A 14,913-nucleotide genomic window follows, 5' to 3' on the forward strand; every position below is an offset into this window, starting at 1 on the left:
TTGAGTACGTATGCAGAAACACCCGATGATTGAGCAGCTCATTGAAGCTCATCTTAATTTTTTAGATCATGAGTTTTCGCAAGCAAGTACCGTACAAAATGAATTCACCCTCTTTTATCACTGGTTTAGAAAACAAACTTTGCAGCAACTGTGGAGCTTTGAAGACATCAATGCGCTGTTGCAAAAACAAATCCTAGCCACACCTGCAACAGAACATCTGATTTCACAAATTGCAGAGCACATCAAATTTGCTTTGATTCACCCCATCAATGAATCAACAAAAATTGCCGATGTGATTCCAGTACTCACCATCGACAAAATTGCGCAGTATGTCGCGAGTAAAAGTGGGCATCGTCAACGCCTGATTAAAACTGTGGTAAATAACCCAGCTTTTTCAGCCATGATTACTCAGCTCATTCAGCACTCAATTCAAGACTATTTAAACAACTCCGTCATGACCAAACGTGTGCCGGGTGTCTCTAGTTTTATGAAAATGGGCAAGTCGGTACTTGAAACCGTCACGGACTCAAACCTAAATGACACCATCGGTCATTATTTGCAAAAGAACATCTTAAAACTCAGTCAAATGAGCGAACAAGTGTTAAATCAAAATTTTAATGATGAAAAGCTGTATCATTTTCAAGCCAATCTTTGGCATAAAATCAAAGACATGCCTTTATCAATTTTAAAAAATTATGTAGAAGTGCAAGACTTGCCTCAAACCGTCGCTATGGGTCACGAAATTTGGGAACATATACGTCAAACTAACTATCTGCAGCAACAGGTACATGATAGTGTTTATGCTTGGTACATTCGCAACCAAGAACGTCCTTTTGATTTACTCCTACGTGACTTAAATATCGACGAAGCTTTAATTCAAAATGAACTTCAAGATTTATTGAATCCTATTATTCAAGAGCTCATCCAATCACATTACTTGCGTGATCGAGCACGTTATTATTTAGAACAGTTTTATTATTCTGACCAAGCACAAGCGATTCTAAAACGATAAAAAAAGCCGCGTTATGCGGCTTTTTTCTTTCATAATTTAGAATGCATACTTCAAGCTCGCATAATAAGCTCGACCTGGTTCGTTGTAGGTTTGACTTGTCGACTCACTGTCTCTCAATTTCTGCTCATCAAAAATGTTACTAATTCCGACACGTGTACTTAAATTTTTACTAAATTTATAACCCAAATTGATACCAGCTATACCATAACTTTTTACAACGCTTGGTTTAAGCGCATCATTTGCCCCACCTGAACCAACCCCAGCTTCAATACGATTTTGAGCATATTGACGTGACTTCTGACGACCATATTGGGTATAAATAAAGTTTACATCCAGTTGGTCAGTAATATCATAATCGAAGATTGAATTGATCGTATAATTCGGCACTAAAGAAAGTGGATTGCCTGTAGACTTATCTTCCGAGTCCATCATATAAGTGAAGTTATTGGTCCAGCTTATTCCATCCCATTCCATTCCAATACTACCTTCAAAACCTTGGATTAAGGCTTCAGGTATATTTTCCCAACGTAAGACATTCCAATTCACTCCAGACGTTGTTGTAGCTGTAGCTAGAACTTCATCACCTGCTGCAATCTTGTCTTTATAATCGTTTCGGAACCAAGCCAAACTTGCATTTAAATTATCTTTTGCAAACTGTATTCCTAACTCTTTATTTACAGAAGTTTCGGGTTTTAAATCGGCATTCCCTTGAAGTAAACAACGGTTTTGAATCGTTGCAGGACACCCATTACCATTTGTTGATAACAAGTATCCTTCTGAGTTCTGATACATATTCGGCGCTTTATACGCTCTTGCTATACCACCTTTTAAAGTGAAATAGTCTCCAAGTTTTTGAGTAATATTTAGACTTGGACTCCAATTCGATCCCGATTTATCATGATCATCAAACCGAACACCCAAAACTAAATCTGTGCTATCTGTAACTTTAAAATTATCTTCCAAGTACACAGAAGCGATACGTGAACTCATATTGCTACGGTCTTTTGGAGCTATCGCATCTAGGCCTGACGCACTTCCAGTTGATCCAACCGTTGTGTTTGCTTCATCTTTAAAATCATCTTCAATCCATTCAGCACCTACAGTGATATTTTGGGGAACATAAAATTCCAGAGGAATATTCACCTCACCGTTTAAACGGAAAGTATTTAGTGTTGATGTTGATTTATCAGTTGCGGTATTAATACGACCCTCTGTACTCCCTCCAAGGCCTTCTAATAAGCGTTTATTTTTAGTTTTATCATATTGAATTATAAATTTATTATTCCCCCAATCCCACTCGCCATCATGCATTAATGAATAGCTATCACGATACATTGTATTCGTTTCACTACCGTATAGAGCTGAAAGAATGGCATTGGCTTCCGCATCCGCATTCAGTTGTGAATCCCCTGAATAAAGATTACCTTGACGACTCGAAGATGCATCAAATGTTAGTGTTTGACCATCAACAATTTGCCAAGCTAGGCGTGCTGAAACATCTTCATTCTTAACACCTTCTCGACCTGCTGCTGTACTATTGATTGACTTATTAATGTCAATCGCATCAGGCTGTGTCTTATTAAAGTTACCGTATAAGCGATAAGACAAGACATCCTTAATAATTGGTCCACTAAGATTTATACTGACACGCCCCGACTCTCCTTCTTTCGAGTCCTCTGGCTGATTCGCATAAAGTTCAACCGAACCATGAACTTCGTTTGTGACCTTTTTAGTTTTAATATTAACAACACCACCCATGGCACCTGAGCCATAACGAGCAGCCGCTGGACCACGTAATACTTCAATAGATTCAATCGCATCTGCAGGCACCCAGTTTGAGTCACCGCGGGTATCACGTTCCCCTCTCCAGCCATAACGCACAGAATTTCTCGAATTCACAGGCTTACCATCAACCAAAATCAAGGTATTTTCTGGCCCCATACCGCGAATATCAATTTGGCGGTTATTACCACGTTGTCCCGTTGCACTATTGCCTGTTAAATTTACGCCAGGCATCCGACGTACATATTCAGAAATATCATTTACAACAGGTAATTTTTCTAAATCTTTATCCGTAATAATAGATGCGCCTAGAGACTGCTTAACCTGTTCCTCAGCCGTTAATACAATCGTTTGTAATTGTGTTGTATCTTTTTCTGCCCCAGTAGTCAGCGATTCATTCGCCATCGCAAATGAACTCATTGCCCCTACAACAGCCAAAGCCAAAGTTGATCTCGTCAGATTTTTACCCATAACGCATACACCCAAATACAAAAGAAGGAGAGATTGTGTAAATTTCGTAGGGTATATTAACAAATGATAAACATATTGCAATAAATATTGATAATTATTCTCAGTTACATTTTACCTTTAGATAAAATATAACCCCCTAATTTAAGGAGGTTATTTGGTAAAATGGTTTAAAAATTATTTGAAGTACGCGCCTTCTGCCTGCGTATGATCCGTCTGGTCAATAACACGACGTAACTCAGGAATGTGTTGTTGCAGAGTCGTTTCAACACCTTGTTTCAAGGTGACATCAATTGCTGAGCAACCTTGGCAACCACCACCAAATTTCAATACAGCCGTTAAACCATGCTCTTCATCTTCAACAACTTCAACCAATGCACAGTTACCGCCATGACCAGCTAGACCTGGGTTAATTTCAGACTGAAGAATGTAAGTAATACGCTCTTCAATTGATGCATCAGGACCTACACGTGGCACTTTCGAATTCGGTGCGCGGAAGGTCAATTGCCCACCAAAACGGTCTTTATTGTAATCAATCACCGCATCCAACAAATATGGAATAGACGGTGTGTCGATATATGCAGGAAAGTCTGGATAATCTTGACGATAATCAGTTGGGATCACTTCTTCAGGCGCGCTATATGCCATACAACATTCAGCACGTGGTGTACCCGGATTTTCAACAAATACACGTACAGCAATACCAGGTGTATTTTGTTTTTCTAATAAATCACGTAAATACTCTTGTGCAGTTGGAGTAATCAATAAGTTTGGAATTTCCTCTGCAACTGCGGTGCTGCTGTTCTCAGTCGACATAACAATCATTTCCTCAAGCTGAAGCTACTATTTTAACTGAAGATGCGGGGTAATGAAAAAAAATCAACCAAAATTGTCGGATTTATTGTGAAAGTTCATCTTTTCAATCAATTTAATGGCATTATGACTACAAGTTATTCATTTGTAGAACATCTCAGAAATGTTGCATTTACCTTTTAATCATACAGTTACAATCATTATTATTACTGTCATTATTTCTATGGTGGCATTTTCAAACCAGAATGTCATGAACCGTTTGATTTTTTGGCCACCTGCAATGCAACGTGGACAATACGATCGTTTCATTACCCATGGCTTCATTCATGCCGATGGTATGCACCTTTTGTTCAACATGTTCACGCTGTTTTTCTTTGGTAGCATTATTGAAAGTTTTTACCGCCAATATTTCTATGACTTAGGCTTCGTTTTATTTTATTTGGGTGGTTTAATTTTCGCCATTTTACCAAGTTATTTAAAACATAAAAATGATGTGCGCTGGGCAAGCCTTGGCGCCTCTGGTGCAGTCTCTGCGGTACTATTCGCTTATGTATTGTTTGAGCCTTGGAAGCTGATTTTTGTGTTTTTTATTCCTGTACCCTCGATTATTTTTGCTGTGCTCTATGTGGCTTATAGCATCTGGTCTGGCAAGAAAGGTAACTCCAACATCAATCATAGCGCTCACCTCTGGGGTGCAGCTTATGGCGTAATTATGACTGTCATTTTAGAACCACGTTTAATTCCGCATTTCCTAAGCAAATTGACTCAGCTCCCATTTTGAAACTGGGTTGACAGGCTACAAATACCTTGAATCAGGCGATAACACAAATCCAATAACATTTTCGTAGCACAGGCGGACCATGCTTTTAAGATAAGAATCAGGACAATCATGAAAGAGAGAGATTGCAATAAAAGTCATATCTATCTTTATCACATTGATGATGTTCCTTACTTTAATCGGCTGTGCTATACAAACATTTGAAGGGCATATCGTCTACGGGCCTGATCATTTTGATTATCCATCTGGTCATGACGATTTTTGCCCATTGTAACCCAGCCTAAAAGATCACTATTCACGCAAAAGTCTACTATATCTAAGGCTTTATATTGCACATACTTTTACACAAATTTGGTATGAAATGCCAAGTGAGAATTCAATTTGGCATAGATAATGTATACAACTGTATATAAATAGCAAATGCCAGTGAGATTTCTTGCATGTCCAATCCCCTAGATGGTCTTCAATTTCCAATTCATCCAAAAACACAAAAAGCCAGCACTTCACACACTGGGAAAGAAATTATTGCGGAAGCACTAGCTAATGTCGATCATCAAATTGCTGTTGAGGTGTTGGCCGAGAAAAACTGGCGTAAACAATATCCACGCTATTTTAAATCCTTGGTTGAGTTAGGCATTGCCAATCAAACAGCTCCTATTCAAATTGCTCAGGATGGATTAAACAAGGCACATCATGTTTTTGAATTCTATCGTGACAATCAAAAATATCTTGTTAAAGATGTAATGTCGCTTGAAACAATGCCCTTACATACTATTAAACTCAAAGGTGAAAGCACTGCTCTGCCTGAGTGGTCAGTGCCTTATAAAGGCACACAGCTTAAAGGTGAGAGCTTACTCGCTCAAATCCAAATATGGTTAGAGGCTGGGGTGATTGAACCGAGTCATGCCCAAGCACTGATTGCCTGCGTTGAACATCCAGAATGGTTCGATTTATCTGATCGGACCATGGTGCTTTTTGGCGCTGCATCTGAAGCAGGTCCTCTCACATGGTTATCGCAATGGAAAGCCAATATCGTAGCGGTAGATCTACCCAATCCACGCGTATGGGGCAAAATTTTAGACACCATTCAACATGGCAATGCCACCTTATATGCTCCATCTGTTGAAGCATTGAATGCGGATACGCCTGTTTCAGTGTTAAAGGAAAAGCTCGGCGCAAATCTTCTCACGCAGACTCCAGAGATCGCACAGTGGTTAGCACAAAACCCACATCAGTTAGACTTGGCTGCCATTGCGTATCTGGATGGCGAAAAGCATGTTCGTGTTTCTGTGGCAATGGATGCGATTATGCAATATGTCAGCGAACAGAAAGCGGATACCAGTTTGATGTATATGTGTACACCAACCGATGTTTATGCAGTGCCTGAGGAAGTGATCACAGCATCTGAACAAAAATTTAATGGCCGCTCTAAAACGCAACAAATGCTCAGCAAAAGTATTTCAATGCTTAGTAGACAATACTTCTTTAAGAAAAACTTACATGGTTTAGTGAGCTCAGACAATAATAAAGAATACGGTATTGCCGATTGTTTAGTGGTTGAGCAAGGACCTAACTATGCCTTGGCTAAACGCATTCAGCAGTGGCGCGCAACACTGGCACGCTCACAAGGCCAACGCGTCAGCATCAATATTGCGCCTTCAACTACAACGCACTCTGTAACCAAAAATCCATTGCTTAAAGCAGCATTTAACGGTGCAAGCTTATTCGACGTTGAAGCATTTAAGCCTGAAACAACCAATGCCATTATGGCTGCTCTATGGGTTCATGACCTGCGTAATGCTGAATCTGTAGCGAATCCAGAGGTTAAACTTGAGCATCCTCTAGAACTGATGATGCATGGTGCAAACCACGGCGGACTATGGCGTGTGGCTTATCTGGCAAGAACTGCTCTACCCTTTGCAGCACTATATGGCTTTGCAGCGGACAAGCTCCCACTCGAAAAAGTGTTCGCAAAACGTAAAAAGTAAGACTCAAATGCTGCATTCTAACGTAGCCATACGGACATAAAACACAACCTCAACTTAGAGCCAACCAGTTAAGGAGCCTCCTCTTCATCTCCTTAACTTTTTAACCCTATACGGTGAGGTCTTAGTGTTCCTAAGCTCAATATTGGTCGTTCGTTTATTCCTGCAACGTTTAGGTCTTATTCGCTAAGTAAGAAGTGAAGCATCGTAGAAATAACATTTTGCGGTGCAATGCACCCCACAGAAAACCTGTTCAACCTATAGATACGAAAAAACTTTGCATTACAAAATAGTCCATTTTGAATGCCCATGACTGCATCTTGCACTACGAATAAATGCAATGCTTTTATTTCTGCTCAAATCGTGAGTAGTGTTAGCGTATATTGAATAAAATCGAGAATTGAAAAGAAAATGCCAGTCAGTTTATGAACTGACTGGCATTATGACTTCAAATAACGTTTTTCTTTACATTACAGATTAAACAAACTGTAGGAACAACCAGAACAAACCACCTGATAAACAGATTGTTGCTGGCAGGGTGAAAACCCAAGCCGAAAGAATGGTTCTGACAGTTGCAAAGTTCAGACCTGACTTATTTGCCACCATGGTCCCTGCAACCGCAGAGTTGAGTACATGGGTCGTCGATACAGGCATACCAAAACCATCTGCCGCAGCAATCGTAGTCATAGCGACTAACTCTGCAGACATACCTTGACCATAAGTCATATGGTTCTTACCAATACGCTCGCCCACGGTAACTACAATACGCTTCCACCCCACCATTGTTCCTAAGCCAAGTGCAAGTGCCACAGCCACTTTTACCCAGTTTGGAATATACTGAAGGAACGAATCGAGGTTACTACGATATTCTTTAACGGTCTTTTTCTCCGCATCAGACATCGCTGGTAATTGATCTGCCTTATCTAAACGTTTGAAAGCTGTCGTACTTAAGTACATATCATTACGTATAGAAGAAACTTCTGCCTCTGGAATATCTTTTAAATCACCATAATGTCCAACACGTTCACCCAAATGATCAGTCAAACTTGCTAATGCAGGCACAACTTCAGGAGTCATTTCTTTAGTTTGAATATATTGGGTAATGACTGCACGGGCTTTTTCATCAGCGATATCGTCATGCTGAGTATAAATTACATTTGCTGTCTGATTCGAAAGCTGTGCAAATGACTGAATGTGCTGTGAATCCAAATTCTTATTTAAAGAATAAGCCAAAGGCACAATACCAATCAAAATAAGCATGATTAAACCCATACCTTTTTGACCATCATTTGAACCGTGTGCAAAACTTACACCCGTACAGGTAAAAATCAAAATAGCACGAATCAGAGGTGGTGGTGGCTTGTTACCTTCAGGTGGTTGAAATAGTTCAAGTTGACGCTTGAAAATTGTTTTAACCAACAAAAATACGATCGCTGCAAAGGCAAAACCGATCAATGGCGAAAACAATAAAGCCTTGCCGACTTTGATCACTTGATCCATGTCTACACCCGAAGCACCACTGCCTGAATGCATCAGGTAGTTCATAATACCCACACCCAAGATTGAACCAATCAAAGTGTGTGAACTTGATGCTGGGATACCTAAGAACCATGTCCCCAAGTTCCACAAAATCGCAGCAATCAACATGGCAAACACCATGGCAAACCCTGCACCTGAGCTGACATTCATAATCAACTCGACAGGCAAAAGTGCAATAATACCGTAAGCTACTGCACCACTTGCCACCATAACCCCAAGGAAGTTACAGAAACCTGCCCACATTACCGCAACTGGCGCTGACAGTGCATTGGTATAAATCACCGTTGCCACAGCATTGGCTGTGTCATGGAAACCATTTACAAACTCAAAGCCCAACGCAATGAACAATGCCGTCGCTAAAAGGATTAGAGAGTAAAGATTCAGTGCAGGAACATGCGATAAGTCAGCAGAAAGCTGAAAGCCAATATAAATTAGCGTTGAAATAATGACCGTTAAAAACACCGGCATAAAAAATTTCGGCGTAGGTACGTGCACATTTGTCGACTTGACTTGTGTCACGTGCACCTGATCTTGGACAGGAGGAATATTAGAATTCATGCAGACGGCTAAAGAGGATATCAATATCCCCTATTGTTCAATTTAATTGTGACAATTATATGACAAATGCGTGTCACATGAAGCCAATTTTTTCATAATTGATTCATTTTAGATCAGCAGTAAATCGCCTATAGGCCTTGAAAGCACTGTGCTTGCTTAAAATTTAATTTTTCTGTGCTCATTACGCTGAATTATTTTCTTACATTTGGCTGTGTTGTCTGTAACAATCTGCTCAAATCAATCTTTCCTCATCTCTATTTATTTTCATCTATTAACATAGACGCCCTATATTTCACTTTCGTGAAAACTAAAGCTAAATCAGCCTTTTTTATTTGCAATATAGCGAATACCACTTGAATTAAGCATAAATGAATATGCTTTTCTGCTAAAATATTGCACGTTTTGAAAACCTGTTTGTGAGTTTTGAATGTCTACACTTGCCACCTTAAAAGCACTTCTTGCCGAGCGCATCCTCATTATTGACGGTGCAATGGGCACCATGATTCAGCGTCATAAGCTCGAAGAAGAAGATTATCGTGGTGAACGTTTTGCAGATTGGGCATCAGACCTTAAAGGCAATAACGACTTATTGGTTTTAACCCAGCCGCAGATTATCCAAGGGATTCATGAAGCCTACTTGGATGCTGGTGCAGACATCATTGAAACCAACAGCTTCAACGGCACACGTGTTTCCATGTCGGACTATCACATGGAAGACCTCGTTCCCGAGATCAACCGTGAAGCAGCGCGCCTAGCACGTGCGGCATGTGACAAATATTCAACCCCAGATAAACCACGTTTTGTTGCAGGTGTACTTGGCCCAACCTCACGTACCTGTTCAATTTCACCGAATGTAAATGACCCTGCGTTCCGTAACATTACTTTTGATGAACTTAAAGAAAATTATATCGAAGCCACTCATGCCTTAATCGAAGGTGGTGTAGACATCATCTTGATTGAAACCGTGTTCGATACATTGAACTGTAAAGCTGCGATCTTTGCAGTCAAAGAAGTATTCAAACAACTTGGTCATGAACTACCGTTAATGATCTCAGGCACGATTACTGATGCATCAGGCCGTACCTTAACGGGTCAAACCGCAGAGGCTTTCTGGAACTCGGTTCGTCATGGTGATTTACTTTCAATTGGTTTTAACTGTGCGCTCGGTGCAGATGCGATGCGTCCACACGTAAAAACGATTGCTGATGTTGCTGATACTTTTGTATCTGCCCATCCAAATGCAGGCTTACCAAATGCTTTTGGTGAATATGACGAAACGCCTGAACAAACAGCAGCGTTCATCAAAGAATTTGCTGAAAGTGGTTTAATCAATATTACAGGTGGCTGTTGTGGTACAACGCCTGATCATATCCGTGCCATTTACAATGCAGTAAAAGATATAAAACCACGCCAAATTCCTGAAACAAAACCTGCATGTCGTTTAAGCGGTTTAGAACCATTTAACATCTATGATGATTCACTATTCGTGAATGTCGGTGAACGTACCAACGTTACAGGTTCAAAAAAATTCCTACGTCTGATCCGTGAAGAAAAGTTTGCTGAGGCTTTAGAAGTAGCTCAACAACAAGTCGAAGCAGGCGCACAAATTATCGACATTAACATGGATGAAGGGATGCTCGATTCGCAAAATGCGATGGTACATTTCCTCAACCTTGTAGCTTCTGAACCAGATATCTCACGCGTGCCGATCATGATTGACTCATCGAAGTGGGAAATCATTGAAGCAGGCTTGAAATGTGTACAAGGTAAACCTGTCGTGAACTCGATTTCCTTAAAAGAAGGTTATGACGAGTTTGTCGAAAAAGCACGTTTATGTCGCCAGTATGGTGCTGCGATTATTGTCATGGCCTTTGATGAAACGGGTCAAGCAGATACGGCTGCACGCAAACGTGAAATCTGTAAACGTTCTTATGATGTTTTGGTCAATGAGGTGGGCTTCCCTGCTGAAGATATTATTTTTGACCCGAACGTGTTTGCAGTCGCAACAGGGATTGAAGAACATAATAACTATGGCGTCGATTTTATTGAAGCTACAGGTTGGATCAAACAAAACTTGCCACATGCCATGATTTCAGGCGGTGTATCCAACGTATCGTTCTCATTCCGTGGTAATGAACCTGTACGTGAAGCGATTCACTCTGTGTTTCTTTACTATGCCATTAAGCAAGGCATGACCATGGGTATCGTCAACGCAGGTCAAATGGCGATTTATGATGATATTCCAAGAGAACTTAAAGATGCGGTCGAAGATGTTGTACTGAACCAAAACCAAGGTGAATCAGGTCAAAACGCAACAGAGAAATTACTTGAAGTCGCTGAGAAATTCCGTGGTCATACTGGCGCTCAACGTGAAGCTGAAAATCTTGAATGGCGGAATGAAACAGTTGAAAAGCGTCTTGAATATGCCTTAGTCAAAGGCATCACCACCTATATTGATGAAGATACTGAAGAAGCACGCTTACAATCGAAACGCCCTCTCGATGTGATTGAAGGTGCGTTGATGGATGGTATGAACGTAGTTGGTGACTTGTTCGGTTCAGGCAAAATGTTCCTACCTCAAGTGGTAAAATCGGCACGTGTGATGAAACAAGCTGTAGCTTGGCTGAACCCGTACATCGAAGCCGAAAAAGGCAATGCACAATCTAAAGGTCGTGTGTTGATGGCGACCGTAAAAGGTGATGTACATGATATTGGTAAAAATATCGTGGGCGTGGTCTTGGGCTGTAATGGTTATGACATCGTTGACCTCGGCGTAATGGTGCCTGCGGAAAAAATCCTACAAACTGCGATTGATGAGAAATGTGACATCATCGGTTTGTCGGGCTTGATCACGCCATCTTTAGATGAAATGGTGTTTGTTGCCAAAGAAATGCAGCGTAAAGGTTTTACTATTCCTTTATTGATTGGTGGCGCAACCACATCGAAAGCCCATACTGCGGTTAAAATTGATCCGCAATATTCAAATGATGCAGTGATTTATGTTGCCGATGCCTCTCGTGCAGTGGGCGTGGCAACCACCCTACTCTCAAAAGAAATGCGTGGTAATTTTATTGCTGAGCATCGTGCTGAATATGCCAAGATTCGTGAACGCTTAGCCAATAAGCAACCGAAAGCAGCTAAACTCAGCTATGCCGAATCCATTGAAAATGGCTTTAAAGTCGATACGAACTATGTGCCGCCAATTCCAAATACAATGGGTACACATGTCCTCACCAACTACCCACTTGCAACATTGGTGGAGTATTTTGACTGGACACCATTCTTTATTTCTTGGAGCTTGGCAGGTAAATTCCCGAAAATCTTAGAAGATGAGATTGTCGGTGAAGCTGCAACGGATTTGTATAATCAAGCGCAAGCCATGCTCAAAGATGTGATCGAGAATAATCGTTTCGATGCCCGTGCTGTATTTGGTCTATACCCTGCACAACGTACAGGTGCGGATACAGTCAGCGTGTTTGATGAAACAGCGCAGAATGTCACACATACTTTTGAACACTTGCGTCAGCAGTCTGACAAAGTCACAGGCAAGCCAAACTTATCTTTAGCGGACTTTATTAGCACCTCTAAAGACAATACTGACTATCTCGGTGGTTTCACGGTATCAATCTTTGGTGCAGAAGAATTGGCGAATGAATATAAAGCTAAAGGTGATGATTATTCTGCAATCTTGGTTCAGTCTTTAGCGGATCGTTTTGCCGAAGCTTTTGCCGAGCATTTGCATGAACGTATCCGTAAAGAATTCTGGGGCTATAAAGTCGATGAGACTTTGGGCAATGAAGAATTGATCAAAGAAAAGTATGTCGGTATTCGTCCTGCACCAGGTTATCCCGCTTGTCCTGAGCATTCTGAAAAAGCGGTGTTATTTGACTGGTTAGGTTCGGAAGCAAAGATTGGTACGAAGTTGACTGAACACTTTGCGATGATGCCACCTTCTTCTGTAAGTGGTTTCTATTATTCACATCCTGAAAGTGAATACTTTAACGTGGGTAAGATTTCTCAAGATCAGCTTGAGGATTATGCCAAGCGTAAAGGCTGGACACTGGATGAAGCGAAGCGTTGGTTAGCACCGAATTTAGATGATTCGATTGGTTAATTTAGAATAAAAAAAAATCTCCCCTAACCCCTCTTTTCCAAAGAGGGGGAATGTCATGTGATTAAATAAATTACGTGACAGTTCCTCCCTTTTTAAAGGGAGGTTGGAAGGGATTTATACTTTACAATTTTAGCCTGAATATTGCCCACTCTAACTTTCATTTTACATGACCATATTTTTTTATTTTTAATGGGTTCTGGATACTTTAATCTACTAACTATTTTTATTTTTTCTAATGTATTCAATTGACCCAATAATATTTTTTTACGCCTTAAAAACCCAGTCAAGCCGTTCATCCCTGATCCTAAAAATGCTATATTTAAATATGCAGTCCCAATAATCTTATTATTAAATTCATATGTAATTAAAACTGCTAATAGCTGTTCTCTTAATTTACGAAATAAAGTCCTTTCATATCGTCCCGTAATAACTCTTACAAATTGCTGAGCTATAGTGCTTGCTCCTTGAAATTCTTTCTTCACATGCGTAAAGTAAATTGCTCTAAGCATAGCGTAATGATCAATACCGTAATGAAAATCAGATCTATGGTCTTCTGCTAAATACAAGACCTCAATTATTTCATCGTCTAATGCTATATTTAAGTTTTCTAAATAATTACAACATTTCAAAAAATCATTATTTAAATTATCTAAATTAAAAAATATAAAAACCTTACCTAGCATATAAAATGGAACTGTGAAGAAAAAGTATAAAACTTTCATACTTTTTCTCGAACTTCAGGAATAGACTTATGAAATGCTGTTTTGGATAGACAAACTGTTCCTCTTTGATCAGCAACCATAGAATAAAAATCCCCATCAAACCTTGTTGCCATACGATCACTAAAAAAGAAATACTTTTTTTTCAATTCAAAACGACAATAAATAGTCGATTGTCTTTTTTCACCATATTCTGTCGCATGTATAGTCAATATATCTGGACCAAAGATATTCTTTTGAATTGAACCCTCTATACTAGCTCGTGCTCTATGCTTACCTGTATATTCTAAAATATGCCTCAAATGTGTTTTTCGTTTTCCATAACTTGAATCTTCGTAATTTTTTTCAGAAGCGCCTCTGATATTATTTCCTTCTAGCCGTAAAAATAAATTATGCTGTAATTCCATTTTCTCATAAGGTCTATATACAGTTGTATTTGTTACTGATTTTAAAAACCACTGACCCGAAAAATCTGGTATCCCAAAAACTCTTTCTCGAATCCAGAAAAAAACTATTGCAATAATTATAGCAGCGAGAGTAGCCTCCCAGACATCTCCTAATGCAAAATCCTTAAATATGAAACTAGAAAAAATAGATATATACGCCATATTAAATAATAAAATAAATTTCTAAATTTTATAAACAAAAACTAACCTCTATTTTATCAGGTATTTCTTAATCCTCCCCAACCTTCCTTTAAAAAGGGAGTACCTTAAATCAAAAACCACCATCAAATTCACGGAAAGTCCCCCTTTATAAAGGGGGATTTAGGGGGATTCTGGATTGAGCGGTTTGAAATATAAGTTCCACCACCCCATCAATTTCAATCAAAACCTGCCTATTATCAAACCGTAAAACAGTTAGTCCCAATTCAGCTAAAGCCTCATCTCTTACTCGATCAGCTTCCAATCCTTCTACTGTACAATGCTGCCCACCATCACATTCAATAACCAAACTCACTGATGGACAGTAAAAATCCACAATAAAATTAAGAATCGGTTTTTGTCGATAAAACTGTAATCCTAAAATTTGTTTACGGCGTAATCTCTGCCATAACAGTTGTTCAGCATCGGTCATATTGTTTCGCAAATCACGCGAGGCTTGTTTTAAGTTCTTATTGTAAGGTTGCATCTAAATTCTCTTTA

Annotated in this window: 10 protein-coding genes; 4 read left to right on the forward strand and 6 right to left on the reverse strand. The window is 39.7% G+C overall.

Annotated elements, in window-relative coordinates:
• The first annotated feature begins 10 nt into the window (after positions 1–10).
• Entirely contained in the window at positions 11–1,012 is a 1,002-nt protein-coding gene (locus B9T36_RS05130; protein ID WP_086208468.1) for a hypothetical protein, read from the forward strand.
• Between the two features lie 36 nt (positions 1,013–1,048).
• Here the strand turns inward: B9T36_RS05130 and B9T36_RS05135 are convergent, their stop codons facing one another.
• Both B9T36_RS05135 and nfuA read right to left on the reverse strand, forming a co-directional pair.
• On the reverse strand, positions 1,049–3,265 hold the full coding sequence (locus tag B9T36_RS05135) for a TonB-dependent siderophore receptor (RefSeq protein WP_086208469.1): 2,217 nt from the start codon (positions 3,263–3,265) through the stop codon (positions 1,049–1,051).
• A gap of 174 nt (positions 3,266–3,439) precedes the next feature.
• Positions 3,440–4,078 carry a Fe-S biogenesis protein NfuA gene (gene nfuA, locus B9T36_RS05140; RefSeq protein ID WP_004981041.1) on the reverse strand — a complete coding sequence of 213 codons (639 nt, stop codon included), beginning with the start codon at positions 4,076–4,078 and terminating at the stop codon, positions 3,440–3,442.
• A 160-nt stretch (positions 4,079–4,238) separates the two neighbouring features.
• Here nfuA and B9T36_RS05145 point away from each other — a divergent pair, with 160 nt between their 5' ends.
• Together B9T36_RS05145 and B9T36_RS05150 are read left to right on the forward strand one after the other, a co-directional pair.
• Entirely contained in the window at positions 4,239–4,856 is a 618-nt protein-coding gene (locus B9T36_RS05145; RefSeq protein ID WP_086208470.1) for a rhomboid family intramembrane serine protease, read from the forward strand.
• Positions 4,857–5,293: 437 nt separating this feature from the next.
• The gene (locus B9T36_RS05150) at positions 5,294–6,841 is read left to right on the forward strand and encodes a hypothetical protein (RefSeq protein WP_086208471.1); all 1,548 of its coding nucleotides are present in this window, start codon (positions 5,294–5,296) and stop codon (positions 6,839–6,841) included.
• A 474-nt stretch (positions 6,842–7,315) separates the two neighbouring features.
• On the opposite strand, the gene B9T36_RS05155 is transcribed toward B9T36_RS05150, so the two are convergent.
• Positions 7,316–8,935 (reverse strand): inorganic phosphate transporter, encoded by a 1,620-nt coding sequence (locus B9T36_RS05155; protein WP_086208472.1) that lies wholly within the window; start codon positions 8,933–8,935, stop codon positions 7,316–7,318.
• Positions 8,936–9,362: 427 nt separating this feature from the next.
• Here B9T36_RS05155 and metH point away from each other — a divergent pair, with 427 nt between their 5' ends.
• Complete coding sequence (gene metH / locus B9T36_RS05160; protein ID WP_086208473.1) at positions 9,363–13,049, forward strand: methionine synthase; 3,687 nt, start codon at positions 9,363–9,365, stop codon at positions 13,047–13,049.
• A gap of 92 nt (positions 13,050–13,141) precedes the next feature.
• Here the strand turns inward: metH and B9T36_RS05165 are convergent, their stop codons facing one another.
• The 3 genes from B9T36_RS05165 to B9T36_RS05175 form a co-directional block, all read right to left on the reverse strand.
• On the reverse strand, positions 13,142–13,771 hold the full coding sequence (locus B9T36_RS05165; protein WP_086208474.1) for a transglycosylase domain-containing protein: 630 nt from the start codon (positions 13,769–13,771) through the stop codon (positions 13,142–13,144).
• Positions 13,768–14,376, reverse strand: a complete 609-nt coding sequence (locus B9T36_RS05170) for a hypothetical protein (protein ID WP_086208475.1) — start codon at positions 14,374–14,376, stop codon at positions 13,768–13,770. Before B9T36_RS05170 ends, B9T36_RS05165 begins: the two co-directional genes overlap by 4 nt.
• A 145-nt stretch (positions 14,377–14,521) precedes the next feature.
• Complete coding sequence (locus B9T36_RS05175; RefSeq protein WP_086208476.1) at positions 14,522–14,899, reverse strand: endonuclease domain-containing protein; 378 nt, start codon at positions 14,897–14,899, stop codon at positions 14,522–14,524.
• Positions 14,900–14,913: the final 14 nt, after the last annotated feature.

It is taken from the genome of Acinetobacter sp. ANC 4204 (genome assembly GCF_002135205.1).
Lineage (GTDB): Bacteria > Pseudomonadota > Gammaproteobacteria > Pseudomonadales > Moraxellaceae > Acinetobacter.